The sequence below is a fragment of the Acidithiobacillus sp. genome (genome assembly GCF_023255755.1).
In the GTDB taxonomy this organism is placed as follows: Bacteria; Pseudomonadota; Gammaproteobacteria; order Acidithiobacillales; family Acidithiobacillaceae; genus Acidithiobacillus.
Window position 1 is genome coordinate 1 of record NZ_JAGDVS010000004.1, and the last position, 24,445, is coordinate 24,445.

The following is a 24,445-nucleotide window of genomic DNA, read 5'->3' on the forward strand; positions in this document are numbered from 1 at the left end:
ACGCCCGCCTCTACCCATGTCGGCATTTTACTGCCGATGGCCAACACCCAGAGGCGCATCGCGGATCAGTGCCCCTCGTTTTGACCACGCATCTGCGGGAGCTCTCCCCAGAGCCGCTCCAACTGGTAAAAATCGCGCACTTCCGGGCGCATCACATGGACGACGACATCACCGAGATCTACCAGCGCCCAGTCGCCCACAGTGAGACCTTCCTTGCCTATCGGTTTTACGCCTTCTTCGCGCATGCGTGCCATCACGGCGTCGGCCAGCGCCCGCAGGTGGCGGTCGGATGTGCCGGAGGCAATGATCAGATAGTCGGTGATGTCGGTTTGTTTGCGGACATCAATGCTCTTGATGTCGAGTGCTTTATGTTCATCGAGAACGGAGATGGCCAGGTCGCGGAGGGTTTCTGCTGTCGCCAAAGTGTTATGATCCTCTGTGTTGGGTTATGGGCTATGGTAGAGCCCTTCGGCATCAATATAATCCAATACCTCGTCCGGTAACAGGAAACGCGGACTTTGATGATTGGCGAGCAGGCTGCGGATACTGGTAGCGGAGATCTCCAGCGCGGTGACCGTGTGAAACAAAATACGCCCGGCCGATGTCTGGCGCAGGATACCGATATCTTCACAACGGCGCTGATAAAGGGCCTGGCGCAGGGCTTCCGGTAATTCGGCGGCAGGCCAGCCGGGGCGCCCGGTAACAATGAGGTGGGTGAGGTCCAGAATACGCTGCCAGTGGTGCCAGGTGTCGAAGCGCAGAAAGGCATCCATGCCGATGACCATGGCGAGTACCGCATCCGGGCGTTGCCGGCGCAGGGCAGTGAGGGTGTCGACGGTGTAGGACGGTCCTTCCCGCTCCACCTCCAAGGAGCTGACCGTGAAGTGCGGATGGTGGGCGACGGCGATGCGGGTCATGACCAGACGATGGCGGGCATCAGCCCAGGGGCTTTGGCGGTGGGGCGGGTGCCCGGCCGGGATCAGCATCACCTGTGCAACGCCGAGGGCCTGCCGCACCTCTTCCACGGCGCGCAGGTGCCCGTAATGGATGGGGTCGAAGGTGCCGCCGAGGATGACCAGATCATCATGTGTGGAACTGTGCATAAGCGGAATATAACCAAGGGCTGCCTGTGGGGGAAGTCGCCCGGTATTGAAGTGGGCCAGTCTTGCGGAGATCAGGGTGTGCAGCCATCCGCGCTCACATTGCCAGCGAGCGAGCTGATCAGCGCGGGCAGCGCATGCATGGCGATGCCATGTTCCAGGGTCATCTGCGGGCCAGTTTTATCCTTTGTTGCGTTGGCGTCAGATGAATTCTTCTGACAGAAAAGCAGGGTTGGTGTCGCTTCTTCGCCGCTGGCCTGAAGCAACGCGGTGTTGGTGTTGATGGCCGCTATGTCCTTTGGGGGGAGATCCGCTAAGGGCTGGATGCCGCCTTCCTCGGTATTCTCGTTAAATCCCTTCTCGTTATTCGCCCAGGCGGCTGCCGGGTCTTTGGCGGCGAGAATCGTGGCCGCCTTGGCGACGCTGGAGTCTTTCAGAAAGCCGACCGGGATTAACTTTACCCGGAGCTGACCGTCGGCGACGGGTTCTTGTAACGCTTTCCAGAGCAGATGGCAGTAGATACAGTTGGGATCCATAAACACCACGATCAGCGGGCCTGCATGGCCTATCGTGAAGCCCGGCGCCTTCATTGCCGCCGGGGCAATATGTTCGGCAGGGACCTTCCCGGGTTGGGCCAGATACTTTTTTGTGGCAGCCTGGGTGATATCGTGGCCCTTATCGTTCACCACCGGGCCGAGCAGGAGGTAGCGGTTGGACAACATCCAGAGTATGCCCTGCTGATGCTGACCGTTCTCGGCGACGATACCGGTAAGCTTTGGGGTGGGGCCGGGAAAGACCTTGACCACATGGGCCTGGCCATGGAAGTTGCTTTGCACCAGATGCTCCGCAGATTTGAGATTCGGGCTGGTTGCACACCCGGCGAGCACTAGCGGGCCGAAAAGCAGCGCCGCTAAACGCAGCCCTGCGGCTTTTCTGAATCCAATGCGCCCTTTTGTTCCGCTGCTCTGATCTTCAGTTTCCATGACCCACTCTCCAGAATTTTTGCAAAACGAATCTTGCCAGAACGTGAATACTAGCAAATGCGCCGGAGTCTGGCACATCGCCTGTTGACATTTGGTTTGGTGAAATTTTGCGGTTATGCTCGGGACAATGCCCGCTCCGGATCAAGCGGCTACGGGCGCTCATGGAGTGCATGTCATGGCTTTAACGATTCCTGCTCCCAGCCGCGAGGATCCCGCCGCCGAAGCGCCGGGTGTGGTGGTGCTGGCGGCGGGCTGTTTCTGGTGTGTGGAGGCGGTGTATCTGGACCTTGCCGGGGTGACGCGGGTAGTGTCTGGTTATACGGGCGGCGCGGCGGCGACCGCGAATTACCGGGCGGTATGCGGCGGCGCAACAGGCCATGCTGAAGCGGTAGAGATTCACTACGATCCGGCACTGCTGTCTTTTGGCCGTTTGTTACAGGTCTTTTTTACGGTGGCCCACGATCCGACGCAACATAACCGGCAGGGGAATGATGTGGGGACGCAGTACCGCTCCGCCATATTTACTCTGAACGATGCGCAGGCGGTGATGGCACAGGATTATGTGGCGCAGCTCAATCGGGCGGGTGTTTTTGATGGACCCATCGCCACCGAAGTCACGCCCTTGACGCATTTTTATCCCGCCGAAGACACCCATCAGGATTATGCCCGGCAGCATCCCGATCAGCCCTATATATGTGCGGTGGCACTACCGAAAGTAGAAAAACTGCATGCGCATTTTCCGCAATTATTGCGCAAAAATTAACGGAGATTATGGCAATGGTCTGTTCATCCGCTGGTTTTGATTTGACCCCGATTGACGCCGGGAGGCGCGCAGAAATGGCGCAGGGTTTGTCTGCCGAGGTGCGTCACGTGCTCTTTGAGCATGGCACGGAGCCGCCCTTCTGCGGCGGCCTGCTGCACGAAAAGGGTAACGGGGTTTTTGTCTGTGCGTTATGCAGTCTGCCGCTGTTTCGCTCTACAGCCAAGTTTGAGTCGGGGACGGGCTGGCCGAGTTTCCGGGAGCCTTATGCGCCTGATCATATCCGCGAGATTCGCGATGCCAGCCACGGTATGGTGCGCACGGAAATCCGCTGTGCCCGTTGTGATAGCCATCTGGGGCATGTGTTTCCCGATGGCCCGGCACCGACGGGGCTGCGCTATTGTCTGAATTCGGCAGCGCTGCGCTTTGAAAAGGCCACTTAGTCCGACTAAGCGGCCTTCCGGTTCTCGTTTTCATATGGTGCTGTTGCTTGCGGAGATTTCGGCCCACTAAAAGTGTGCGCCCCCTGGCGTCTGGAGCACTGCGCTCGTGACCTGGATCTGTTGCCCAACAAGATGGTGCATTGAATATGGACACACGCCCCACGGCACAAACTGACGCCCATCACTTGACGGCGCTTACGCGCGCAACTGCGGCGCAGCGCTTAGTCGAGGATGGTCCAAATTTGCTGCCGGGAAGCACGCCAAAAACCCTCCTGGCCATCGTGCTTGGCGTCCTGGTCGAACCGACGTTCGTGATGCTCTTGGTGGCTGGCGGCATCTATCTGCTCCTGGGGGACCGTGCCGAAGCACTCTTCCTGCTGGCCTTCGTGTTCGTGGTCATCGGCATCACCCTGGCCCAGGAGCGCAAGACCCAGCGTGCGCTGGAATCGTTGCGCGATCTCTCGGCGCCACGTGCGCTGGTGATCCGGGACGATCAGGAGCTGCGCATCGCCGGGCGCGAGGTGGTGCGCGGCGATCTCCTGGTTTTGCACGAGGGCGACCGCATTGCCGCCGATGCGCAACTGGTGCAGGGTCAGCTCACGGTGGACGAGTCGCTGCTCACCGGTGAGGCCGTGCCGGTGGACAAGCTCCCCAATCCGAAGATCGCTGGGCTGGCCATACCTGGCGGTGATGGCACGTCAACCTTGTACGCCAGCACCTTGGTTACCAAGGGGGTGGGGTTCGCGGTGGTCGGTGCAACGGGTGCAGGCACTGCGGTGGGACGCATTGGTCAGGCTTTGGCAACAACGGGAGAGATGACCTCCGGCCTGCAACAATCCACGCGCAGGCTTATCCGTAACCTGACGGTGATCGCGCTGTTGTTGGCCGTATCGCTGGTTTTGGTGAACTGGTTGTGGGATGGACGTTCGCTGCTGGAGAGCTTGCTCTCGGGCATTGCCCTGGCCATGGCCATCCTTCCCCAGGAGATTCCGGTCATTCTCACCGTATTTCTGGCCTTGGGCGCCTGGCGTATTTCGAAAAAAAAGGTGTTGACGCGCCGCATGTCCGCCGTTGAAGCGCTGGGAGCCGTCACCGTGCTTGCGGTGGACAAGACAGGCACGCTCACGCAAAACCGCATGGAGGTCGCGGAGCTGGCCGCAGGTGATGCGAATTTCATTGCGTCACCGGGCACCGAACTGTCCGAAACCTTTCACCTCCTCGTCGAATTCGCCATGCTGGCAACGCCGATAGATCCCTTCGATCCGATGGAAAAAGCCATCCAGGCCTTTGGTCACTCGCAACTGGCGGGCACCGAGCACATTCACGACGATCGCCGCCCCGAATTCCAGTACGAGCTGTCGCCGGACATCCTGGCCATAACCCGGGTGTTTTCTGGTATGCGACCGGCCACCCATTTGCTGGCCACCAAAGGCGCCCCCGAGGCGGTTGCGGATCTATGCCATCTGGCGGATGAAGCGCGGTTCGCTATTCAGAGTCAGGTTGAAGCCATGGCCGGGCGGGGACTACGGGTGCTGGGTGTGGCCAAGGGCGAATGGCAGGCAGGCAGCCCGGATGCGCCGTGGCCACCAAGCCAGCACGACTTTGATTTTACCTTCCTGGGCCTGGTCGGGTTTTTTGATCCGCCGCGCCCCGAGGTTCCCGCGGCGATTGCTGAATGTCGAGCGGCGGGAATACGCATTCTCATGCTCACTGGCGACCATCCTGCCACAGCGCGGGCTATTGCCAGGCTGGTCGGCCTGTCCGAGCGGCCAGAGGTTGTCACCGGCGTCGAGATCGCTGCGCTGGATGACATTGGTCTGCGCCAGCGCCTGCTGCAGGTGGACCTGTGTGCTCGCCTGCAGCCGGAACAGAAATTGCGCCTGGTGCGGGTGCTGCAGCAAACTGGCGATGTGGTGGCGATGACCGGCGACGGCGTCAATGATGCTCCTGCGCTCAAGGCTGCTGATGTAGGCATCGCCATGGGGGAGCGCGGCACAGACGTGGCCCGCGAGGCTGCTGCCTTGGTGCTGCTGGACGATAGCTTCGCCAGCATCGTCGCCGCCATCGCACAAGGGCGGCGCATCTACGACAACGTCGTCAAAGCGGCGCGCTTTGTCTTCGCGGTGCATCTACCCGTTATCGCGCTGGCGCTGTTGCCAGCATTACTGAATTGGCCCATCCTGCTGCTGCCGGTGCATATCGCGGTGCTTGAACTGCTGATCGACCCGGCCTGTTCCACAGTGTTCGAGGCTGAGCCCGCAGCAGCCGACATCATGTGTCGACCGCCGCGCCTACTCAACTCTAACCCATTCGCCGCCGGTAACATTGGCTTTGCATTGGCACAAGGCCTTGGGATTGCGGTCATTCTTCTGGCAGGATCTGCATTGTTGCAGTTTCTGGGCTGGGCCGAAGAAGACATTCGTATCAGCGCGTTCACCGCCCTGGTACTGGCGTTGTTTCTGTTGATCCTGGCCAATCGCGACTTGACCCATACGGCGCTGCATAATCTGGGCGGTAATAATCCATTGCTGGCACCCATGTTCGCAGGTGTGGGTGCGGTGCTCGTGGCGGTCCTGGCGATTCCTTTGTTGCGCGATGTAATGGGTTTTGCCGCCGTTAGCATGCCACCACTCCTGGCCGCCCTCGGGCTGTTGTTGGTTTGTGTTTTGTGGATGCAAATCGTGCGCTGGGCAAATAACCAGCGCCGACACCGGGCGCAGCCAAAGCAAGGCTAATTAATAACTTGACATTTAATCCGCTAAACGGTTTTATTGGGCCGTGACAGGCGCGTGGATGGAGCGGGTCGCTGAACACTTTATTAGCAGAAAGCGTCACAACGCGATGTTTGCAGTCATTGCATGGAGGGAATCTTATGGGTAACATGAAGCAACTCAAACGACTGATTTATGTGGCAGTATTACTTTTTGTTGGTGCTTCCATGCTTTCTGGCTGTATAATAGCTCCCCCATATGGAGGCTATTATGGAGGTTATTACGGGGGAAGGGGCGGTGGGTGGCACCACGGTGAAGATCACTGATTGCCAACCATCCTATGCAACGCGTTAATAGTGACAGGCTGACATTGTTAACGCATGTTTTTTCCGATATGCGGAATCCTTATGAAAAAACATCTATTGATAACACCTTTACTTCTCTTGGGGCTCACGTTCTCCGTTGCCCACAGCGCGGTTGCTGACAGCCGGGATTATGCTTCCGGTTACTATATGCCCCCGCCGGCTCACTATGGTCAGCGTGCCGACTCTAGGTACCGCGACGAGCACAGGTACCGAGACCGTGAGCGGTACAGAGAAGATCGTCGGCGCGCGTATGAGCATCGATATTATCGGCGTGGTGACCACTAGGAACCGTTTAGAGAACCAATCAGCTCAATAAACACGCGGAGCCATATGGGACACCACTCTCCCTGCACCGCCAGCAGGCCGCACAGAAAGAATGCCTCCAGGTAGTACAGACTGCTGGAGCATTCCAAAAGTGGCTTTCAGGGGGATAAAATACTTCGTTCTAAGGTCTGAATACCCGCAAAACAGAGGGAGACTTAACGGTATGCAATGCCGCCATGCCGATATGTCCCCACCAATATAGCCAGACAAATGATGACAGAAAGTCATGTAATTTCTTGGGTATTTGATAAATAGCCATAGGCGCAGCCACCCCATAATTTGGAATCAGAAAAAACATTGCAAATCCCAAAATAGCCATGCCAGTCACGGCCAGCAAACCAAGTCCATGCACCATCCCTGGTAAACCACCTCGCATCCCACTAGGTGGCAGTCTTCCATCCGCCAGCCCCTTTATATCGCTGCATATATTTTCTAAGTACTCTCCACTATATGGGAAAAGGTGCGAACGCAGCTTCTTGATGCGTACAATTTCGAGCCAAAACGCCAGAATAACTAACGTCGCAAACATGCCAACCCACATATGCGCATGAAATAGCAAGTGCCGAAATGGAAGCTCGCCAACTTTTTTCCATATTGCCTTCATATCGAGTTCGCTAAGAAGCAGAAAAGTCACTACCAATGCAAATCCCATATGTATCCATCGCGTACTTCTTGGCCATTCTTGAATCTCTTCAGACATGAGAAACCCCGTAGTTTTATGATATAAGTTGTGAAAATAAATCGGTTATGCGCAGATAAAATCTTATCAGGTGACGCTGAATATTACAATCGTCAGATCCGCTTTGGCATGTTACGGCAAGCTGATAAACGTAATAATTAGCTCTCCCGTGCGGAAAGATGCACCTGCACATTAAAGGTCATGTCGTGTTTGGGCATTTTTTTGCGAAACGGGGGATAACTGGCGATTTCTACGGCTTTGAGTGCCGCACGATTTATGGCGCCAATACCACTGCTTTGGGCGACGTGCGCAGAAAGCAGGTGACCGGATGGTGTCAGGCGAAAGGAGATCACCGCGGTGCCGCTGACATGCATCATACGGACGGAGTCAGGCACGCGCGCATTGGCCTGGACCCGCGCACGCAGCATAGCTGCATAATTGTCGATGGCGGCCTGCCGTGCAGCAGGACTCGGTGTCGGTGGCGGCGCAGGCGGCGTCACTGGTGGCGCGTAAACCGGAAGCCGCGGAGCTGGCGTTTTGGCGAGCAACGGCTTGGGCGGCAACGGATGATGCTGCACTGGATGCGGAACCCGTCGTGGTGTCGGTTTGGGCACCGGTTTCGGAGTCGGCTTTGGTTGTACCACGGGCTTTGGCGGCGGCGGAGTCGGCTTGGGTTTCGGCGGTGCCGGCTGGACCATATGGATCGCGATGATCCTCGGTTTTGGCTTGATCGTCACCGGCTGGGACCAATTGGAATAAATCAATCCGCCAATCATCAGCGCCTCCAGCACCGCGCCGATAATCAGTGCTCGCCCGAAATAATCCTTTTTTAATGGTACGGGCTGCATGGGGGAAGATAGCGTGGATGTATTCATGGGTGTTCAATGTCCTTGTTGTGCAGACGTCCTTGATCGGGCAGATCGGTCATGAGGAATTTGCCCGGACTCAATGGAGCTTTCCCTCATTGGCTTCATAACTGGCGATGGTCACCCCATGGGCCTGGGCGTAGTGACGCAGGTAGTCCATGAAACGGTCATAGTTTTTCATGCCCTTGCTCGCGATCCACTCCTGCTTCAACTGCTCTGGACCGCCGACCTTGAGCAGCGAGGTCGGCGTGTAGGCATGCCGCTGACCGATGGATGCCAGATGCCGTCCATGGAGACCGGTATGCGCATTGAGCCAGACCGGGGTGAGGATATGACCCGTGGCACCGGCCTCCCGGCGCAGGAGCGTGCGATCCGCGCATTTGCCGGGATTGAAGGCGACGGGGACTTGAATAGGTATGATCTTCGGCGTTGGAGCGAAGTGGGGATGCCTGGCCCATATCCCCGAGAGGACCGCCGCGTTTTCATCCCACTGGGACATGGGTGGTAGCCCCAGGGTCGCCTCAATGGTCTTGACGATATTGACCTGGGAGTAGAGATGGGTGGCCAAAACGTTTTTTTTGATCCAGGGACCCATGGCCAGAGCCAGCGTCCGATGCGCATTGATGTGATCGGCGCCGGACTGGGCATCGTCTTCGGTCAGGAATACCACCATGTGCATCCATTCCGGGGTGGTGGACAGATAGTGGATGAATTTCGCCGTCGCATAATCGCTGTTGGCGACGTAGTAATCGGGGGTGTAGTAACAGGGCGCCAAACCAGCGGTATGGTCGTCGGGCAGCCAGATATACACAAAGTGGGGGAATTTCGCCCCCGGATGTTTTTGTAGCCAGTCGATAGCCAGCTTCACCCGGTCGGTGTCGAGGATCATCCGGTCCCAGGAAGGATAGCTCCTGGCCACGTGGGCCTTGAGCGCTGAACGGATCACCCCATCCCGGGCGCGGGTGATATCTTCACCGAAGTCCTCGAATGACACATGGCTTTGCAGGAGATCGTTGAAGAGATACAGACGTTCCGGATAACTGATCCACGGATTGGTGAAGTCCCCCAGTTTCTCGTCATAGTGATAGGGGTTGTGGGCGCCGGGCGCTTTGGGTTTCAAGGAAGCCGATCCGCCGGGTCCGGCGTTCCAGAGCAGGCCTCGATTGGAGTAATACTCGGGCCACAGGCGCTGGACAACATCGGAGTCGGAGGCACCGTCCACCCATTGATGCCCTTGCGCCGTGACTTCGCCATCGGCCATGAAGTTGACGAAAAGCGCATAGTGATGGGCGAGCTGGTAGAGATTGGGCAGTTCTTTTTGGTTATAGAGATCAAAATGAGGGTCCGCCCACTTCCCTGCCGCAGGGTAATCTCCGAGATCCTCATCGAAGGTCTTGTTCTCCCGCAGGATGAAGACCACATAGCGGATATGTTTTTTAAGAAAGACTGTGGTCTGGACATCCTGCGTGTGCTGCGCTGTGCGCTGAGACAGGGCGAATCCATCGTTGTGGAGGGAGTCCTGGGTCCATTGAGCGAGATGGGTGGGGAGTGCGGACAGTTCCACCTTCTGCAGGACCCCGTGCATCATATTGCCAATATACTGCCATTGGAGATTGGGGCCGGAGCCCAGACCTTTGGCGCAGGTCACATAGAGGGTGCCATCGTTTACTGCCAGTGCTGTGGGATACCATGCGGTGGGGATCAGTCCCAAGCGTTGGCCGGTATGCACGTCGTAGACGCCTACATCATTGTTCCCGGCATTGGCGACGAAGAGCTTGCCGTCGGCGACGGCAAGCCCGTCCGGATAACTGCCGGGCGGCGCGTTGCGGTAGGGATTTTCGTTGATAATGCGCACGGGCTGTAGCGTCTGCGTGTTGACTTCGACCACCTTGTCGATGTTGGCGTCAGCGACAAAGACGTCGGGGCTGTCGGGCACTGCCACCATCGCGCTGGGATGTACGCCAGCGGCGACGGTAGAAGATCCCACAGCGTGGCCAGTGGCGACATGACCGAGCACTCGGAAGGTTTGACGATCCAGCACGGTCACGCCGTTGCTGCCCCAGTCGCTCACCACCAGTCGCTGTCCCTGATCGGCGAGGGCGACGGCAAAAGGGTAGGGACCCGCATTCACATAATCCGTTTTGCCGCTGGCGATATCGATGCGGACCAGGCTATTGGCCAGCATACCGGTGACATAGAGGTGATGGTTGTCGGGGCCGATCACTACGGAGTCGGGATAAAACAGATACTTCTTTTGCTGATCGCCTTGGTATTGGTAGGGATACTGATTCTTGGGGAAAGATTGCCATTGCAGGATGTACTGACGGATGACGCGCGCCTTGCCGTCTTTGCTGCGCAGGGCAATGATTTTATCGGAATCGCCACCCGTAGCGTAGAAAACACCGTCAGGTCCCGCCGTCAGGCCCTGGAAGAAATCGCTGTGAGAAAGCAAAGTGGTGGGAATGGCCGTCGGATTACTTTCTGCCACAAGAGTGGCCTTGGCCTGCGCAATTTTCTGCACGGCGTCTTCCTTGGGGACATAAACCGTGCCACTGGCGCCCGTATGAAGCGGATTCAGTGCAATCCCGCTTCCGCCGCGGGTGGCCAGAGCAACGGGCTGGTTAGGAACGAGCTTGGAAAACGCCGCCAGTCGATCTATGGGTTTGAGGGTTTGTGCGTCATAAAAGGTGAGGGTCTGGAAGGGGGTGGCACCATTGGCAAGCACCGCGACCTGGTTACCGCGTATGGCGAGCATCGTGGGCAGATTTGGGGTCCCATTCAAGCGGCCTACAGGGGCAATCGCTCTCCCAGTGGGTAGTATGGCTTTGGGGGGCGTCGCTTTCACGCCGTTCATCGCCGCCCATTCGGACGGGTATTCTGCCGGACTATCCAGAAAAGGACCGGCCAGAGCCGTTCGACTCAGAGCCAGAGCCAAAGCGGAAATTGCGCATAGCATGGTTAAATGAATCGGCCGGGTCATTCTTTATTTCCTCATTATGATGCAAAGGCTAAGGGCATTTTAGTTGCCACAGGCTTGATCACTACCCTTTGTCAAATCATGCCGGCATAACTTGACAAAGTGCGCTGCGTCATAAGACGCAGCGCCGCAAAACGGCTTAGAACTTGGCCGCTACCGTCACAAAATACTGACGGGGAGCTCCCGGATCAGCCAAAATGGCGCCGGCACTGTTACCACCGAAGTACCCACCACTGGTGATGTACTCAATGGGGTTATACTGGGCATCGAAGAGATTATATATTCCCACGGAGAGCTTCACGTCTTTCAGAGTGGGGATGTATTGATTCAATCGGGTCGTTTTTATCCCAAGGCTAAGATTGGAGATATTGTATCCCGGCTGTTTCTGGTGCGATGGCGCACCGGTCACGTTGTTGAAGAGGTACTGTGAACTGGTGTACTGATCCACGAACTGTGGGGAGAACAGGAATCCATGATAGTAGTACCGATAGTCAAGACCGGCGCTCATAGTGAGGTCGGGGCTATAAGATACGTTGGCGCCGTATAACGTCGCACCACCACCCTGCGGAGTATATGAGGTATAGTACGAATGATTAAGTGCCAGATTGGCGAACAGGTGCCAGTTCCAGGAGGGGTTGTCGGCAATGGCGATATTCACACCATTCACCACCGCATTGGTCGAAGCGAACTTGGTCTGTGCGATGTTTGACAGATAGGTCGCTATGGTCTCATTGGCCAGGTGATCATTGTAGTAGTTGATGTTGAAGGTGAAGTTGTGCAGCAACATCCAGTTGTGCACTAAAAACTTGGCTCCGACTTCATAATCTGTGCTTTTTACCGGCTTCAAACTGTTGAAGTCTATGCTGCCTCCGTGGCTGTTGTAGGCGCCAAAGTTATTGTCGGTGGGATTTTGATAAGACCGGGCATAATGGGCATATAGTGAGCCCCACTTTACCGGAGCAAAGCGAACTCCAACCGAAGGTTCAAGACCGGATATGGTATCCGCAGCGCTGTTGATCAGGGTCTGATTTTGGGCGCCCGCAGGAAGATTGGTGAATACCTGATTCCCATTATTGTACATCTGGGTCTGGTACTGGACCGCAGCAACGCCAGGCGTTATCTTTAACCCGGATAGCGGCGTAATCGTATCCTGAATAAATCCCGCCAAATAGTTGTTATACAGAACGTCGCTATTGTACTGACTAGGGAACGACGGACTGGTGCCCAGAAGCGTATTGTACCCTGCATAACGGCTGGTGTATTGCTGATGAATCCACGACCCTCCAGCCTTCAGAAGATTTATCGGCAACTGCCAGTCGAAATACAGTTTGTCCCCATAGGTATCCGATGTCGGATCGTAGTACTCGGAATTCGCGCTGTTTCCCGGCGTGTAATTAGTGATGCGATAATGGAGCCTGTAACCATGGCGATACCAGGCCATTTCATGCAGCGTGACGTCCCTGCTGAGGTGAAGGTTCAGCTTGGAGTAGAGCATGTAGTCTTGTACCTTCAATTGCTTAAACCAGATGGACTCGGGAAGTGATGCGTAAAACCCGCTGGTCTGTTGGCTATACAAAGGCGCGTTGGCATTCAAGCCCTGGGTAGTGACGCCCTGTATGGGGGTCACCGGTATGAAATTGGGCCGGAACTCGCGCGAGCTGTCGACATATCCGCCAAGGCTGAAGGTGCCACTTCTGAAGGTCTTTACCGCCTTGCCAAAATAGGCGAAGGACTGGGATGGAGCGCTGAACGAACCCGTGCGGAAGGTGTTGTTTTTCGTATAGCCCCCAGCCAGAACCGCGGACCAGCCATCGTACATCCCCGTTTTGAGATCGAAGTTGTAGCCGAGGGTGCCGTTACTGCCAAAGGTAGTCCCTATCTCGGCACTCGGCTTAACGGATGGCTGCAACGGCACAAAGTTGATGGTGCCACCGATGCTGTCGAACCAACGCCCGGCGGGATTTCCAGGACCATAGGTTACGTTAATGCCATGGATCATCTGTAGAATAGGAATTTCGTTGGAATCCCAACCACCATTGTGGGAAATCAAATTGTTCATGGGGATTCCGTCAAACAGCACCGTCAAGCCATTGCGCTCGACGTCACCATTCACGGATGACCAACCCACCTTCACGCCACGCACAGCGATTTCATAGCGCGCGGTCGAGGCGATGCCACCATAGCCTCGGACTGCAACGCCAGGGGCCAGAGAGAGCGCTTGTGCCGCTCCCGCGGCAGGGCCTACACCCTGAATTTCACGTCTCCCAAGAACCGCCTGAGATTGCGTGGACTCAAAAACTTTCTTTTTGGTCAGTTTGCCGTCGGTACTGGCCAGCGCTTTAGCAGATTCAGAAAACGCATTGGCCGAAGCGCTTACTTCGCCAACACTGGTGGATTGTGCGCCTGAACTATGCACTTGCGAAACGTCGATAGCAGGTGCCGAATTGGCACCATAGGCCGCTGTTAACGTGCTCAAAGTACAAAGTCCCGCAGCGCTCATGGCGAACAATAACGGGTTCATACGATACCGCTTATTCATTTCTGGCTCCTGTATAAGAATATGCTCGTGTAAAATCACACGATTTCATTATGTTGCCCAAGCAACAGGCAAAATGGTACAGGAGAATTGTGACACCACTATTACGCCATAATGACCATAATATGACATTCCGATATTTAAAAACCGAGGCGAATAGATGTTTCGCCCCGGCTAACCGTATTGCTTCGTGATGCTAGAATGAGGCACTTACACTGACATAAACTGCACGTGGCATGCCTGGTTCCCCCAGTAGCTGTCCAGCCACCCCGTAATAGCCACCACCAGAAATGTACTCGTAATTGTTGTATTGCTTATTCAGCAGATTGAGGACCGTTACGTTAACAGCGGCATCATGCATTCCGGCAAACAGATATCTTTTTGATACCTTGACCCGCAGCGAGGCGTTGAATATACCAAAACTGGGTAACTTCTGACGTGTGGGGGCTCCGGTGTTGTTGTTGTAAATATTCTGAACGCCGGTGTACTGCCACCAGATTCTTGGCTCATAAAGAATCCCCGAATTATAAATCTGGTAGTAGGCGCCGATGTTGGCGGTTTGCGCGGGCACATTGGAAATAGGCAAGCCGGCGTATGATACGCCATGACCTGTGGTGTAGCTCGCGTAGGCAGCCTTTTCGAAACTCACATTGGAGAACAGGTACAAATTATAAAGCGGATTATCGTCCATCGACAGATTGACACCGCTAAATACCGACGAACCAGACGCGAAGCGCGAGTAAAGATGGTTTACTACTGGGATGGGAATGATTTCGTTGGTATCATCCAGGTGGTAGTAATTCGCATTGAAGACGGCATGATGCAGTAGGCCATAATTTTTGACATACGTTTTCACACCGACCTGGTACTGTGTCGACTTCTGAGGCTGCAAAGTGGACGTTAGTTCATGGGCATATGTCCCGGTGGCACCGACCGGTGCCTTGTAGCCAGTGTCGTAGTTACCATATAGTGCAACATTTTTCGTCACTTTATAGTTGACGCCGATAGATGGCTCGAACTCCGTAAAATTCGTCGATGAGTTCGGCTGATAATCGCCATTGTGACCGATCAGGTTAGCCACACTCGTGGGGAACTGGGCAGCAGAGTTGTTCACAAAATTTGTTTGGAATTGAACCACGCGAATACCGGGCGTAATGCGCAGGCTGCGGATGGGACGAATGACGTCTTGGACAAAGGCAGCAAGATCTGTCATATAGAGGTATGAACTATGGAACGCGCTTGGCAAGGATGGGCTATTGTACACGGGAGAGCCGTTGATGATTACGTTATTTCCGGCATTAGGACTTAGCGAATCATAAGTCGCAATCTGATTTTGATTATAGAAATACAACAGGGAGTTATATTTCGAATTCAGGAAATATCCGCCGAGCGAAATATTGTTGTATGGTGCATTCACGGTCAGATAAAGCTTGTCCCCATAGGTATGATCGGAGGCGTTATAATACTGATTTAGCACGTTGGCAGCATTACCGGTATTGTTATAGTGCAGATGCACGCGGTCGCCATACCGATACCATAACAGGTTATGGATCTCTATGCTGTGTGTAAGATGTTGTTCAAAGCGAGAATAAATGAGATAGGTTTTTACAAAGGCTTCCTTCCAGTAAACGGAATACGGGAGGGTGGTATAAAACCCCGTAGTTTGCTGACTGTAGATAGGGCCTGGATTCACATTTCCGGTATTTTGGTTGACCCCGTAAATGGTCACATTCGGATTGGCGGTTACCGGGATTGGTAACGGTCTGAAGGCAACGGAACGAGAGACATAACCACCAAAACTTATGTGGCCACCATGAAAGACTTTTCGTACTTTTCCATAATAGGCGTAATTATTTCCAGGGTTGTTGAAGCCATATCCATTCAAATAATTTCCGCTACTACCGACCCCTCCCGCAATGATCCCTGACCAGCCATCGTGCTCGCCAGTGCGAACATTGAAGTGGATACCTTTAGAATCAAAACTCCCATAGTACATGCCTATGGACGCCCCCGCCTTCCTGGTCGGTTGCAGCGGCGAAAAATTAATGGAGCCGCCAATATTGTTATACCAACGATTCAGCGGATAGCCTGGGCCGTAAGTGACCGAAATGCCCCTAATCATGGACATCTGCGGCAGCTCTGAACCCTGCCAGACGCCGTAAGCCGGATCAACCATGGGCACGCCGTCGAAGGTGACCATGACCGTACCATCGTTCGCATTGCCTGCAATGTTTCCCCAGCCCGTCTTCATGCCATTAATGCTGATTGAAGAGCGTGGCGCGCCACTCGGCCCATTGGTGACCACGTTGATTCCCGGCGCCACGGCGAGCGCTTGTGCGGCCCCACCCGCAGGGCCTGCTGTAGCCATCTGACGCTTATTGATGACTTTCACCGACTGGGTGGAATTGAATACCTGTTTTTTTGTGGGGAGATGAGCCAGCGTGTCTAAAGCGCCTGTGGTGGAGGATACCTCTCCGACACTGATGCTGGACGAGGTGGTGGGAGCGGTTACACCGGTAGCGAATGCCATGCCGGACATCCCACACAAACCAGCAGCAATCAATGCACTAAATAAGGGATGATAACGATACTGATGTTTCACGGACATACTCCTTTTATTGTGGCTACGTTGAGTTACTTCGCGGTCTTTGCGGCAATACCAATATCACTGACCCCTGCCTTCTGGCAGACATCCATGACGTGAACGAAATCTTGAAACGGTACGACCTTATCGGCCGCAATGGTGATCTGGGTCTTGCCGGGGTTGCCGTCGTTCGCCAACATTTTTTGTAGTGTGGCCAAAGCATAGTGATGGCCCTTCACGTTCACCGTGCCATCTTTTTCGATGTTGACGGTGTAATGCGGGTGCGGCAGCATCTTTGCCTGGCTGGATGCCGGGAGCTGGAGGTTCAGCCCCTTGTCCGGAATCATCTGGATGGTGATCATGATGAAAAACACCAGCAGGAAGAGCATGATGTCGATCATCGGGATGATCTCGACCCGGCCCTTCTTCCGCTCGAAGTAGCGACGTTCCATCAGCCCGCCCTCGCCACGGCAGCTGTCACCTTTGGCGTCGAGGTCTGGATATTCCCCTCACCGTCGGTGATAGGGTGTCCGTCCATGCGGTTGAGCAACATGGTTTTCACCGAATCCAACTGCAACAGGATCTGCCGCACCTGATTATTGAAGGCATTGAAAGCCACCAGGCCAGTCATGGCGATGAAAAGGCCGGTGGCGGTGGCGACCAGGGCATCTGCCACCCCGCCCGTCACCGCCGTCGGCGCGTGCCCTGGTGCGGCCAATACGGAGAAGGCGTGAAACATGCCGATGATGGTGCCGAAGAGGCCCAGCAGCGGCGCCAGGGTGATGATGGTGTCCAACAGCCACAGCCGACGATCCAGTTGCGGTGCCATGACCAGGATGCTCTCCTCCAGGCGACTGGCGAGTGGATCGCCCTGCACATGCCCCGAATGGTTCGCCGCGGTTTTCAAAAGCGCTGCTTCCGGCAAATCGGCGGCGTCATCTGCCAGTGTTTGCAGGGCATCTCGATCCAATCGTCCGTGCTGGGCGAGCTCCTGTACAAAAACGGTGCCGCGCAGGATGGTGCGGCGTAGATACCAGAAGCGGTCGACAATGACGCCGAGGGCGACCAAAAAAAGGCCGGCCAGTACATAAAGCACGCCGTCAGAGTAATTGGCGAGGTGGATGAGGTAAGCGGTATTCATCAATAAAATTCCCCAAAATATCAAATAGAAACGGCGCCGAGGCGGCGCACGGAAAAAGAAAAATCGGTGAAGGGAGTGTTGCCTCCCACGGGACGTACAGCCATCTTGCTGACGTGCCGGAACGTATCGGGGGGATTGAACTGATAGCCGCGTCCACGGAGCGTGACGATGCAGTCGTCGAAACCGAGGAAACGCAGGCGGCTGCGTAAGGCGCTGACCACCAAGCGGGCATCGATGGCAGATGTTGTTTCCGCTTTGGACAAAGTTTTCTGCAGGAATTTCAGTGATAAGACACACTGGGGATGCCCCCAGAACAAGGCCATTACAGTAAACAGCGCGTCTTTTATGGCGACAGATCGTCCCGCGCTACTTAACGTCTTGCGGGATTGATCGATCTGCAGTGGACCATAGGTGAGCATCGTGATAGCCGTCTGCTGAACGAGCCTTCCAAGGTGGCGGGCGACATCCACAGATGGGTCGTCGAGGTCCACCATGTTCTCGATAATCTGAGATTTCAGGAAAGCAGGCGCAGCAGAGCCTCTGGATAAATCTATAGCCGTTATTGGGCAGGATGTGTGGGTAGCCCATTTGACATGCGCTTTCCAGTCTGCCCAGCTGCTTTCCAGTGGCTTGCCGGCGAGAAAAAGAATTGGGGTGAGTCGCTGCGCGCTCAAGGCGATCTTGCAACGATGCAGGTCACTGACCCGAAATATCGACCCGGTATAGGCAGACAATCGATCAAGCAAGGCATGAGTAATCAACGTGTTCCGCTCCAGCACCACCAGCGGGTGTGCTGAGCTTTGTATTACGGCGTTCATGCGGCTACCCCTTATATGCGCCGGGATGTATCCGACGACATCAAAAGTGGAGGTCTTTTGCCTCCTGGAATAGCCCCTATGCTAACAGCCGAATATTGCATCCATGTGTCACTGGGGTGGCGTTTTTATGATGTTTTCATGACGCTTTCATGACGCTTCACACATTCTTCGGTGGTGAAAAGCGGTATCCGAAGCTGTGCACTGTTTCCAGCCAGCCTTTGGCCCCGGCACCTTCCAGAATCTTGCGTAAACGATAAATCTTGACCACCAGAGTATTGGGGGCGAGATAGGTGCCCTTACCACCCCACAGGATGTCGGCGATCTGATCGTTGGAAACGACTTCGTCCGGATGGGTGGCGAAATAGTAAAGCAGATAGAAAAGCCGTCGCGGCAGATGAATTTCCTGTCCCAATATCCAGACACGCAGCGACACCAGATCGATGCAGAGGTTTTCCTCTTTAACCACCCGGACAGGCGTTTGTGTGCGGAGCTTTTTGAGGAGACCGCATACCTGGGCGGTTAAGATTCCCAGCCCCATACCGGCAGGGATATACGCCTGCGCACCTACTTCCAGAGCTGCTACGGCGTTTGTTTCCTCGTGGTCTTCTCCTGCACTATTGCCGACCACCAGGAAGGGCAAATCGCCCTGACGCGGTGCGAATTGCAGATGCCGCAGCCAGTCGCCCGTCGTGGCAGACCATCCGAGCAGAACCAACACTTCAGGATCCCAGCGGCGCACCAACTGCTCAGCTTCCGCACGCTCCGTGACTCGTATTACCTGGCCGCCAGTGCGCTCCAGAGCCACTTCAACGGAGATGATCGTTTTACCGTTGGTCCGTGCATTCACCAGCAGAAGGATCCGTGGGCCTTGCGGTGATCCGGTCCGGACCGGCAGGGGGTTTCGCATCTGCGCAAACATCGCCGCACGTAGCACATGTACTGTGTGTACAGCAATACTATTTAATAAAATTAATAACATAGTAAAAATCCCATGCTCGCCGTGAACGCGGCGTGCAAATGGAAGAAACTCACCGGGGCATTGTTGAGGGATTCGATGACACTACGTTGGGGTACATGTGTGCCCGTGGACTGACTCATGCAGATCTCCTTATGGGGGCTATATTGCGGCTCCCCATAGGATAATTGGCTTGTGTGACACTGGTATGAAGATTACATGACTTTTTTATGACAATAGATATTTTCCGCCGAAGGGCGGTTGGTGCAAAATGCAGTAGGATCGGCGTTTCGCCTGTTATGAGGGGCTCAGCACGCAATATCAGAAGCGTCCGAGTGTCTGGATTCAGCCCTCGAACTGCAGCGTTTCGTATCCGGGCTTAAGCTGGAAATGATCCTCGTGGGCATGTGCAAATGCTGGGGCTACCAAGCCGCCCATCAGGATAATGCCCCATACCACGGCAGCCCTGGCAACCCTTTTACCGCGCGCAGATGCACTGCGCGCTGAAAATGCAAAAGCAGCCTTGAGGCTGCCACCTATCTTTGAAGCGACGTGTAGCTGACTGAAAAAGTGCCGCAACACATCTTGCGGGGAACGTAGAAACGGTTTTGGGGCCATCGACGAACGGCGAATTACCGGAGCTTGCTGATGGCGCAACCATGCCGCAGGATGCTCAGTGTGACGCGTGGCGGGCAACGACAGCGCCAGCCTCGCATGAAGCTCGTCACCGTCCGCGAGCGACCCGAGCGCGGTCTGTAATGCACTGAATGCATTGCCATTGCCTGAACCGCCTGGCATTTGTGCCATCTCCTGTTCTATCCAATGTCGCTGTGCGGGTGTCAACGCCAGGTGGTCCAGGTAGTGTTGCATCAGAGGCGGCGTTGTGACGTGTGGGATTTCACCACGAGGTAGCGGTGCCCCGGAAACGTTAAAGGTATCAGCATCTTTAAACACGATGACACTCCATGATTTCGCAGTTTTCCTAACCATATATACAACGCAGCAGATATCGTGCCATAGCCGCTATCGGTTGATTTTTTGGCGGTGCCAGTTCATGGTTGATGGCATTGAATAGGTTTTCCGTCGCTGTGAGGCAACACAACGAAAGTGATCTGTGGCGGTATATGAAATGACGATGATCAATAGCATAGGATTAAAAGCTATTGTTTATTGGTCTATTGTAGAGGGGGTGCGACAGCCGGTTCTTCCGTCGCTCAATAACGACATTCGCTATCCTTTTCATGTTCAGGTTGGCATTAAGGCGTTCGATGCCTCTTAATGGAAACAAGGATGCCGTTGTGCTGTAACACTCAGATAGATAAGGAGCACACTATGCCACAAAGCAGCGGATTATTGGTCATTGATCTTCAATTTGGGTTTTCCCCCAAGCCTGACTTGGTAGATCGCATCAGGGACGCCGCACAGGACTATTCGGTCGTCGTGGCCACCCGTTTTTGCAATCCGCCCGGCAGCTTGTTCCGAATGCGCATGAATGATGGCAACGATGGCGGGTCGGTGATTGACGTGGGACACGAGGTGATTATCGAAAAGCCTGGTTACGGGTTGAATCAGGCGGCGATAACCGTCTTGCGTGAGTTTACAGGAATCACAGAATGGGGACTGGTGGGTAGCCGGACGGGTGCTTGCATTATGGCCTGCGGGTTCTCCCTGTGGGATGCGGGGATTCCTTTCCACGTCATTCGCAATCTGTGCGCCGCTGAAAAAGGACCCATGTGTGAGGCAATCAGTACGGTCCTTCAACAGAAGTTTGGGGTGTAACTGCCTTTATGCAGCGCACAACCGTCAATCGCGTGGAGTTGGATACCCAAAGAGGGTCCGCCCGCGATTTGACACATTATCAACTATCGCGTAATTACCATCATCAAGTGTCGTAGTGATGGAACCCACGATAGAAACGGAGATGGGCGGCCAGTCTACGGAGGTTCTTCCAAGCCCCGTTATGTCGCCCTCATGCGCTGCGCAGAGACAATTTCCACAGGAGCACGTTCACCATGGCCAAACACAAGATTGGGACGCAAAATGATTTTCCCCACGGTCAGGCCAAAGCCTGTAAGGTCGCAGGCGTTGATCTTGCCGTCTATGCACTGAGCAACGGCTACTATGCCACACAGGCCAGGTGCACCCACCTGAGGGCGTCGCTAACGGATGGCGAGATCATCGATGACCGCCTGATCCAGTGCCATCGGCACCGCGCGCGTTTCGATATCCGCACCGGCGAGGTCGTGGACTGGGCCAACTTCCCCCCGGGCATTCAGATACTGAATCTGGTATGCAGGAGGAAAGCGCTCAAAACCTTTCCGGTGAGCGTAGAAGACGACACGCTCTACGTCGAAATCTGACCTGTCGAGATTCGCTCAGGCCTAGAAGGCCTACGGAAAAAACGTCGGTTTTCAAGAGCCAGCGCAGCAGCCTTTTGCGACGTGTCCCATCGGCGGACACCATCGGGGCCTCAGCACCGGCCCGTTGCCACCCTCCCCGTCAAAGTAATGCCGGTGACATTCAGCGCCTGGGATCGTAGAAAGCCGCATGCAGCCCGCTCATCCGCCGCGTCTGGCGCTGGATGGCGTTTTCCAGCCGCTCGCGGGGGGCGATGAGGGTGAAGTGGCTGCGGGCGCGGGTGATGGCCGTATAGAGCAGTTCGCGGCTGAGGACGGGGCTGTCCGCGGGCGGGAGGATGAGGACGGTGTGGGCGAACTCAGAACCCTGCGCCTTGTGGACGGTCATGGCCCAGGCGCTTTCGGCGTGGTTGAGGCGGCTGGGGAGGATGGCACGGGGGGCGTCTTCGCTATTGGGGAAGTAGACGCGCAGGCGTTTATCCGGGTCGGGCAGGGCGACGCCGATGTCGCCATTGCTGAGACCGAGGTTGGGATCATTGCGGGTGACGAGGGTGGGGCGGCCAACATACCAAAGGCCGCGGCTCTGCAGGATGCCCTGGCGCTGCAAATAGTCTTCGATGGCGCGGTTGATGCCGGTAACGCCCCAGGGGCCTTGGCGCAGGGCACAGAGGATGCGGAAGCCAGCGTAGTCGTTGAGGATGGCTTTAACCCATGCGCTATGTTGTTGCTGGTCTTTTGGCGGCGGCTGGCCCGCAGCTTGCCAGACGCGACCATAGGCGCTTTCCGTGCGGGCAAGTTCCAGTATCTGGTGGATGGCGGGGGCGGGTTGCCAGGCGAGGGTGCCGGTGTGCGCAGCTTGCAGGATGCCGATGGCGCTTTCCGGGTGGCCGCCGTGCACGGCGTCAGCTAAAGCGCCGATCTCTGTGTTGAAGCGATGACTGCGTTGCAGGCGGATGATGTTTGATGCAAGGGGGCTGGAGCCGTTGTCGCCGGGCTGCGGCGCGGCACCACAACTGGCCTGCATATAGTGGCAGGTCCCGGCATCGTACTGACCGCTGCCCTGACAGAGTTCGGCCAGCACCGCGCCCGCTTCGACGGAGGCAAGCTGGTCCTGATCGCCGAGGAGGATGAGGCGGGCCGCAGGCGGCAGGGCGCGGAGCAGGGCGGCCATCATCTCTTGATGAATCATCGAGGCTTCGTCCACCACCAGCACGTCGAGTTCGAGGGGGTTGGCGGCGTCATGGCGAAAGCGACGACTGTCGGGGCGGGCGCCGAGCAGGCTGTGCAGGGTCCGCGCCGGACGCAGGCGGGCGAAGGCTGCAGCCATGTCGGCTATCCCGCCCAGTTGCGGAAGGGTGCCGACCGCGCTCTGCAGGGATTCGTCGATGCGCACCGCGGCCTTGCCGGTAGGGGCGGCGAGGACGATGCGCGGGGGGGGGCTGCTGGTCGCCATGAGCAAGGCCATGAAGCGCGCTGCGGTGTAGGTTTTGCCGGTGCCGGGTCCGCCGGTGATGATGCTGAAGTGGCTGCGCAGGGCGAGGGCGCAGGCGATTTTTTGCCAGGGGGCCTCATCGCCGGGTCCGTCAGATGCCGGGAAAAGTTGCTCCAACCAGGGTCTTAAGGCCTCGGGGTTAGCGGCATCGGCGACGCGCTGCCCGGCCCGTTGGCGCAGGGTCTCGGCGATGAATTGCTGGTCGCGCCAGTAGCGGCGCAGGTAGAGGCGGGTGGCGCTGAGGACCAGGGGCGTTTCTGCGCAGTTTACCGGGTCGGAGGTGTTGCGCCCGGTGACCTGCACGCAGAGGCTTTGGGCCAGGGTTTCTGTCCATTGGGCGGCATGCGGCCAGTGGACGAGTGCGGTTGCCAGCGCGGCGGGTCCTGGCGCGGGCCAGTCCAGGAAGCGTTCGGGCGCGCTGAGGAAGTCTTCCAGCGCGATGCAGGTGTGCCCTTCCCCTTCCAGGCGCGCGAGGAGGGCGCCCGCCAGGGGCAGGAGGGCCGGGGCCTGCGGGTCCAGGCGGATGAGGAACTGCGCAAAGGCAAGGTCGACGGGCCGTAGCCAGCCTTCCTCAGTCCAGGTGCGGAGTTGGTCCATCACGGCTGAGGTCATGGGCTTACTCATGGCTGGGTTGCACGCTGCGGCAACCCGAAGAGGCCGTCGAGGGCGTCGAGCAGGGCGAGGTTGGCGGGAAAATGGAGCATGCCTTGTTCCGGCCCTTGCAGCCCGCGCAGGAAGAAGAAGAGGGTGCCGCCGAGATGAGTCTCGGGCCGGTAGCTGCTCCCCATGCGCTGGTGCAGCAGGCGGTGCAGGGCCAGTTGGTAGAGGCTGGATTGCAGTTCGTAGCGATGGCTGAGGGTGGCGTTGCGCAGGGCTTCGGCGTGGTAATCCGCATCCTCGCTGCCGAGGACGTTGGATTTGTAATCAAGGACGTAGTAACGCCCGCCCTGCTCGAAGACGAGGTCCATGAAGCCGCGCATCATGCCGTGAACGACGCGCTGGGGGAGTCTGGGGCGATCGGCGCAGGGGAAAATATGCTGTTGGCAGAGCCTGTCCAGGTCGTCGCTGCGCAAGGCGTCGCTGGGAAACCAGAAGGCCATTTCGCTCTGGGTGTCGCTGAGATCGCAGAGTGTCGCTGTGAGGGGGGCGAGAGGGCTATGGACGATGGCTTGCAGCCATTCGGCAGTCTCCTCGGCCCAATCGCTCAGGCCGGCCTGGGTACAGGCCTTGTGCAGTTGTTCGGCAAAGTGGTCCTGACCGGTTTGGGCAAAACCGTTCTGGGCGAGGCGTTGCAGTTGGTCGTGGAGAAAGGTGCCGGCGTTCATGCCCGCACCGGGTTTCCCCCGCATCAATG

At 56.4% G+C, this 24,445-nt stretch carries 20 protein-coding genes; 5 read left to right on the top strand and 15 right to left on the bottom strand.

Translation table 11 applies throughout. The features are described from left to right. Window positions 1-65 precede the first annotated feature (65 nt). The 3 genes from rsfS to Q0C48_RS00120 form a co-directional block, all read right to left on the bottom strand. Window positions 66-422 (bottom strand): ribosome silencing factor, encoded by a 357-nt coding sequence (rsfS, locus tag Q0C48_RS00110; protein ID WP_291520434.1) that lies wholly within the window; start codon window positions 420-422, stop codon window positions 66-68. 24 nt (window positions 423-446) lie between these two features. Next, on the bottom strand, window positions 447-1,103 hold the full coding sequence (gene nadD / locus Q0C48_RS00115) for a nicotinate-nucleotide adenylyltransferase (RefSeq protein WP_291520435.1): 657 nt from the start codon (window positions 1,101-1,103) through the stop codon (window positions 447-449). Window positions 1,104-1,174: 71 nt separating this feature from the next. Further along, the gene (locus Q0C48_RS00120; RefSeq protein ID WP_291520437.1) at window positions 1,175-2,083 is read right to left on the bottom strand and encodes a thioredoxin fold domain-containing protein; all 909 of its coding nucleotides are present in this window, start codon (window positions 2,081-2,083) and stop codon (window positions 1,175-1,177) included. A 175-nt stretch (window positions 2,084-2,258) separates the two neighbouring features. Between Q0C48_RS00120 and msrA the strand changes: the two genes are divergently transcribed. From msrA to Q0C48_RS00135, 3 genes are all read left to right on the top strand, one after another. Beyond that, window positions 2,259-2,846, top strand: coding sequence for a peptide-methionine (S)-S-oxide reductase MsrA (gene msrA, locus Q0C48_RS00125; RefSeq protein WP_291520439.1), 588 nt, complete (start codon window positions 2,259-2,261; stop codon window positions 2,844-2,846). A gap of 14 nt (window positions 2,847-2,860) precedes the next feature. Continuing rightward, entirely contained in the window at window positions 2,861-3,286 is a 426-nt protein-coding gene (gene msrB / locus Q0C48_RS00130; protein WP_366936964.1) for a peptide-methionine (R)-S-oxide reductase MsrB, read from the top strand. Window positions 3,287-3,432: 146 nt separating this feature from the next. Then, window positions 3,433-6,021, top strand: coding sequence for a cation-translocating P-type ATPase (locus Q0C48_RS00135; RefSeq protein ID WP_291520443.1), 2,589 nt, complete (start codon window positions 3,433-3,435; stop codon window positions 6,019-6,021). Between the two features lie 786 nt (window positions 6,022-6,807). Here Q0C48_RS00135 and Q0C48_RS00140 read toward each other — a convergent pair. The 10 genes from Q0C48_RS00140 to Q0C48_RS00185 form a co-directional block, all read right to left on the bottom strand. Beyond that, on the bottom strand, window positions 6,808-7,386 hold the full coding sequence (locus Q0C48_RS00140; RefSeq protein ID WP_291520445.1) for a cytochrome b/b6 domain-containing protein: 579 nt from the start codon (window positions 7,384-7,386) through the stop codon (window positions 6,808-6,810). 137 nt (window positions 7,387-7,523) lie between these two features. Then, window positions 7,524-8,240, bottom strand: a complete 717-nt coding sequence (locus Q0C48_RS00145) for an energy transducer TonB (RefSeq protein ID WP_291520447.1) — start codon at window positions 8,238-8,240, stop codon at window positions 7,524-7,526. Window positions 8,241-8,310: 70 nt separating this feature from the next. Beyond that, window positions 8,311-11,085: an alkaline phosphatase family protein gene (locus tag Q0C48_RS00150; protein ID WP_291520472.1), complete on the bottom strand. Its 2,775-nt coding sequence runs from the start codon at window positions 11,083-11,085 to the stop codon at window positions 8,311-8,313. A 262-nt stretch (window positions 11,086-11,347) separates the two neighbouring features. Further along, on the bottom strand, window positions 11,348-13,747 hold the full coding sequence (locus Q0C48_RS00155) for a TonB-dependent receptor (RefSeq protein ID WP_291520449.1): 2,400 nt from the start codon (window positions 13,745-13,747) through the stop codon (window positions 11,348-11,350). Window positions 13,748-13,940: 193 nt separating this feature from the next. Next, a complete protein-coding gene (locus Q0C48_RS00160) occupies window positions 13,941-16,346 on the bottom strand; it encodes a TonB-dependent receptor (protein ID WP_291520451.1) in 2,406 nt (801 codons plus the stop codon). Window positions 16,347-16,378: 32 nt separating this feature from the next. Continuing rightward, window positions 16,379-16,780 carry a biopolymer transporter ExbD gene (locus tag Q0C48_RS00165; protein WP_291520453.1) on the bottom strand — a complete coding sequence of 134 codons (402 nt, stop codon included), beginning with the start codon at window positions 16,778-16,780 and terminating at the stop codon, window positions 16,379-16,381. Continuing rightward, window positions 16,780-17,469: a MotA/TolQ/ExbB proton channel family protein gene (locus Q0C48_RS00170; RefSeq protein ID WP_291520455.1), complete on the bottom strand. Its 690-nt coding sequence runs from the start codon at window positions 17,467-17,469 to the stop codon at window positions 16,780-16,782. Before Q0C48_RS00170 ends, Q0C48_RS00165 begins: the two co-directional genes overlap by 1 nt. 20 nt (window positions 17,470-17,489) lie before the next feature. Then, on the bottom strand, window positions 17,490-18,287 hold the full coding sequence (locus Q0C48_RS00175) for a hypothetical protein (RefSeq protein WP_291520457.1): 798 nt from the start codon (window positions 18,285-18,287) through the stop codon (window positions 17,490-17,492). 157 nt (window positions 18,288-18,444) lie between these two features. Then, window positions 18,445-19,134 (bottom strand): response regulator transcription factor, encoded by a 690-nt coding sequence (locus Q0C48_RS00180; RefSeq protein WP_291520459.1) that lies wholly within the window; start codon window positions 19,132-19,134, stop codon window positions 18,445-18,447. Window positions 19,135-19,587: 453 nt separating this feature from the next. Next, window positions 19,588-20,196 carry a hypothetical protein gene (locus Q0C48_RS00185; protein WP_291520461.1) on the bottom strand — a complete coding sequence of 203 codons (609 nt, stop codon included), beginning with the start codon at window positions 20,194-20,196 and terminating at the stop codon, window positions 19,588-19,590. Between the two features lie 378 nt (window positions 20,197-20,574). Here Q0C48_RS00185 and Q0C48_RS00190 point away from each other — a divergent pair, with 378 nt between their 5' ends. Both Q0C48_RS00190 and Q0C48_RS00195 read left to right on the top strand, forming a co-directional pair. Beyond that, window positions 20,575-21,021, top strand: a complete 447-nt coding sequence (locus tag Q0C48_RS00190) for a hypothetical protein (RefSeq protein WP_291520462.1) — start codon at window positions 20,575-20,577, stop codon at window positions 21,019-21,021. Between the two features lie 233 nt (window positions 21,022-21,254). Continuing rightward, on the top strand, window positions 21,255-21,602 hold the full coding sequence (locus Q0C48_RS00195; protein ID WP_291520464.1) for a Rieske (2Fe-2S) protein: 348 nt from the start codon (window positions 21,255-21,257) through the stop codon (window positions 21,600-21,602). A gap of 160 nt (window positions 21,603-21,762) precedes the next feature. Here Q0C48_RS00195 and recD read toward each other — a convergent pair whose 3' ends face one another. Together recD and Q0C48_RS00205 are read right to left on the bottom strand one after the other, a co-directional pair. Continuing rightward, window positions 21,763-23,703, bottom strand: coding sequence for an exodeoxyribonuclease V subunit alpha (gene recD / locus Q0C48_RS00200; RefSeq protein WP_291520466.1), 1,941 nt, complete (start codon window positions 23,701-23,703; stop codon window positions 21,763-21,765). 8 nt (window positions 23,704-23,711) lie between these two features. Then, window positions 23,712-24,445 (bottom strand): PD-(D/E)XK nuclease family protein (locus Q0C48_RS00205; protein WP_291520468.1); only part of this gene is annotated, 734 nt, incomplete at its 5' end.